At 68.1% G+C, this 3326-nt stretch carries 3 protein-coding genes and 2 pseudogenes; all 5 read left to right on the forward strand.

The features are described 5' to 3' along the window. The first annotated feature begins 225 nt into the window (after positions 1-225). Positions 226-501 carry a Mu transposase C-terminal domain-containing protein gene (locus MNZ27_RS22980; protein ID WP_308198022.1) on the forward strand — a complete coding sequence of 92 codons (276 nt, stop codon included), beginning with the start codon at positions 226-228 and terminating at the stop codon, positions 499-501. A gap of 133 nt (positions 502-634) precedes the next feature. Continuing rightward, positions 635-1162: an ExeA family protein gene (locus MNZ27_RS22985; protein WP_308198023.1), complete on the forward strand. Its 528-nt coding sequence runs from the start codon at positions 635-637 to the stop codon at positions 1160-1162. Beyond that, a pseudogene (locus MNZ27_RS22990) lies at positions 1147-1524 on the forward strand (IS3 family transposase); the annotation flags it as partial. The gene MNZ27_RS22985 and the pseudogene MNZ27_RS22990, both read left to right, overlap by 16 nt. A 216-nt stretch (positions 1525-1740) precedes the next feature. After that, positions 1741-3105 carry an IS110 family RNA-guided transposase gene (locus tag MNZ27_RS22995; protein WP_242396398.1) on the forward strand — a complete coding sequence of 455 codons (1365 nt, stop codon included), beginning with the start codon at positions 1741-1743 and terminating at the stop codon, positions 3103-3105. Beyond that, a pseudogene (locus MNZ27_RS23000) lies at positions 3106-3326 on the forward strand (IS3 family transposase); the annotation flags it as partial.

Genomic DNA, 3326 nt, shown 5'->3' on the forward strand with positions numbered 1-3326 from the left:
GTGCCGGTGCCCCCTCCTCGGTGGCGTCGATATCATCACCGACCGTGATCGCCAGTTTCCAGGCTGCTCGATGGCCGTCACCGTCATGACGCGCCACTCTCCCTCACGCAGCCTGCGTGAGATCGAGGGCTACGCCGTCATCGGAGATGCGCGGCAACAGACGGCGCGACGCCCCTCGACCGGTGGGCCGCCACCGCGGACGAGGTCCGCTATCTCGGCTCTGGCATCGACGACCTCTTCCTCAACGAGGCGAAGCGGAAGGTCGCGAAGGACCGCACCGTGAGCCTCGGGGGCGTCATCTACGAGGTCGATGCCGCTCTCGTCGGAGCGCTGGTCACGCTGCGATACGACCCGTCGAAGCCCAAGCGCGCGGTGCAGGTCTGGGCGAAGGGCGAGAAGATCCAGGACGCCAGGGTCGTCGACGTTCACGCGAACTGCTTCGTGAAGCGCGAACAGCCCGAGGGGCTCCGCCTCGCCGACCTGGCCGAGGAGGAGGACTGACCATGTACCGCAAGCACTTCGGGCTCGCCCGTCATCATCCCTTCGCGAGGGACCTCGCCCCCGAGGACCTCTTCGCCTCCGCGGCCGCCACCGAGCTGGAGGTGCGTCTGCGCACCTCCTCGACCTCCGCGGCATCGGCCTCGTCACCCGCGAGCCCGGGAGCGGCAAGACCACCATCTGCCGCAAGGTTGCTGCCTCCCTCCACTCCGGCCTCTACCGCGTCCTCTACGTGCCCCTCTCCACCGGCAACGTGACCGACATGTACAAGTCCATCGCCTGGGAGCTCGGCCTGCCGACCGAACGCAGTCGCGCCGCGCTCTACCGCGTCATCCGCGCCGAGGTGACCCGCCTTTGCCTCGAGACCAAGGTGCGGCCGGTCCTCGTCGTCGACGAGCACCTCCGCAGCGAGGTGCTCGAGGATCTGCGGCTGCTCACCAACTACGAGATGGACTCGCAGAACCGGCTCTGCCTCATCCTCGTCGGCCAGGCCGAACTGCGGCGCCGGATCGCGATGGCGGTACACGAGCCACTCAGCCAGCGCGTCGTCGTGCGCCACCACATCGGCGGTCTCACGCGCGACGAACCCCTCTCTGCCAACGTGAGTGAGACAACGACCCCTACGGAGTTTAGTGTAGAAGGGCGAGCTTGGACTTTACGGTGAGCAGCGCAGAGATCGGGTTGGTTGGGCAGGAGACCGAGGTGTCCGCGAAGGCGCGCAGGCGGCAGTTCACCGCCGAGTACAAGCGCAAGGTCTTGGCCGAGGCCGAGGCGTGTACGAAGCCGGGCGAGATCGGCGCCCTGCTCCGTCGCGAGGGCCTGTACTCGTCGCACCTCGTGGAATGGCAACGGGCCCGCGACAGCGGTGCGCTGGCCGGGCTCGCGCCCAAGAAGCGCGGGCCGCCCGCGAAGGTCCCGCACCCGCTCGAGCGGAAGGTCGCCGAGCTCGAGCGCGAGAATGCGCGTCTGCAGCGGCGCGCGGAGCGCGCCGAGGGCCTCGTCGAGCTCCAAAAAAACGGTCCCGGGCGGTGCCCCACCTGTTGGACGAGAAGCTCGGGTGCGGTATCAGGGCAGCGGGCTCGGGAGGAGCGGCCGGCTGCTTTTTGGCGATGTCATCCCCGTAAAAAAACATGGTCCAGGGCGTGTTGCGGACTTGGCAGTGGTGACGCCTCGCGGCGATCCCGTTTAGGAAAGTGTTCTGATGCGCACGCCCGCCTCCCGGCCCTTCTCTGGAGGTCCCACATGGCGAACAAGAAGGGCGCGCGCGCTCCGACTGAACTGACACCCATCCACCGTCGCGCCGCTGGGATCGACATCGGTGCGACGTTTCACGTCGTTGCCGTGCCGGCAGATATCGAGGTCGAGCCGGTGCGCACGTTCCGCAGCTTCACCGCCGATCTGAGCGCGCTCGGGGACTGGCTCGTGGGCTGCGGTATCACGACCGTCGCGATGGAGTCGACGGGCATCTACTGGGTGCCCGTCTTTGAGATGCTCGAAGCGCGCGGCCTCGACGTTGTGCTCGTCAACGCGCGCGACGCCAAGACCGTCCCCGGCCGCAAGACGGACGTCAATGACGCACAGTGGATCCAGCAACTGCACAGCTACGGACTGCTGCGCGCGAGCTTCCGCCCCGGCGCTGCGATCGTCGCGCTGCGCGCCTACCTGCGGCACCGCGAGAGGATGCTCGAGTATGCTGCGGCGCACGTGCAGCACATGCAGAAGGCGTTGATGCAGATGAACCTGCAGCTACACCATGTCGTCAGCGACATCACGGGCGTCACGGGCATGAAGATCGTGCGCGCGATCATCGCGGGCGAGCGCGACGCCAAGGTGCTTGCAGCTCACCGAGACGTGCGCTGCAAGGCGTCTGCCGCGACGATCAGCGAGGCCTTGACTGGGCACTACAGGCCCGAGCACGTCTTCGCGCTCCGGCAAGCGGTCGAGCTCTACGACGCCTACCAAGCCAAGCTGCAGGACTGCGATGCCGAGATCGAACGCAGCCTGCGTGCACTGCCGACGGGCTCTGTTGCCGCGCCGCCCGCCGCATCTGCGCCGCGGTCGCGAAAGCCCCAGAAGAACGAGCCGCGCTTCGAGATCCAGGCCGTTCTGCACGCGCTGCTCGGCGTCGACTTGACGCAGATCGATGGCATCGGCCCCTACTCCGCACTGCGGATTGTCGCCGAGTGTGGCACCGACATGGCTCGGTGGCCTACGGCGAAGCACTTCACGTCGTGGTTGACACTCGCACCCGGCTGCAAGATCTCTGGCGGCAAGGTGCTCAGCGCGCGCACGCGCCGGTCGGCTAACCGCGCGGCGGTCTTGCTTCGCCTGGCGGCGGTGTCGGTTGGTAGGACGAGCACGGCGCTCGGGGCGTTCTTCCGCCGGCTCGCCGCGCGGATAGGCAAGGCGAAGGCGGTGACCGCGACGGCGCGCAAGATCGCCGTGCTCTTCTACAACACCCTGCGCTACGGCAAGGCGTACGTCGACCCGGGTGCGGACTACTATGAGGAGCGCTACCGCCAGCGCGTCATCGCCAACCTCCGCCACCGGGCCGATGCCCTGGGCTTCACACTCGTCGAGGGGGCCGCCACGGTCGGAGCTTCTTAGGAAAGTCTCGGAGCTGCTGGGGATCCAACTGCCGAAGCCCGACGAGGAGAAGTGATGCAGGCGGTCACCGATCTCGGCGCCCGGCTCGGCATCACGTCGTCGTGCGCCGCGCTGGGACTGCCGAAGGCTACCTACTACCGCGCGCTCAAGCCGCGCCCGCCGCGCGCGAAGAGGAGCAGCCACCGCGCGCTCGGCGCCGCGGAACGACGCGCCGTGCTCGA

Origin of the sequence: Anaeromyxobacter oryzisoli, from assembly GCF_022690765.1 — a bacterium.
In the GTDB taxonomy this organism is placed as follows: Bacteria; Myxococcota; Myxococcia; order Myxococcales; family Anaeromyxobacteraceae; genus Anaeromyxobacter; species Anaeromyxobacter oryzisoli.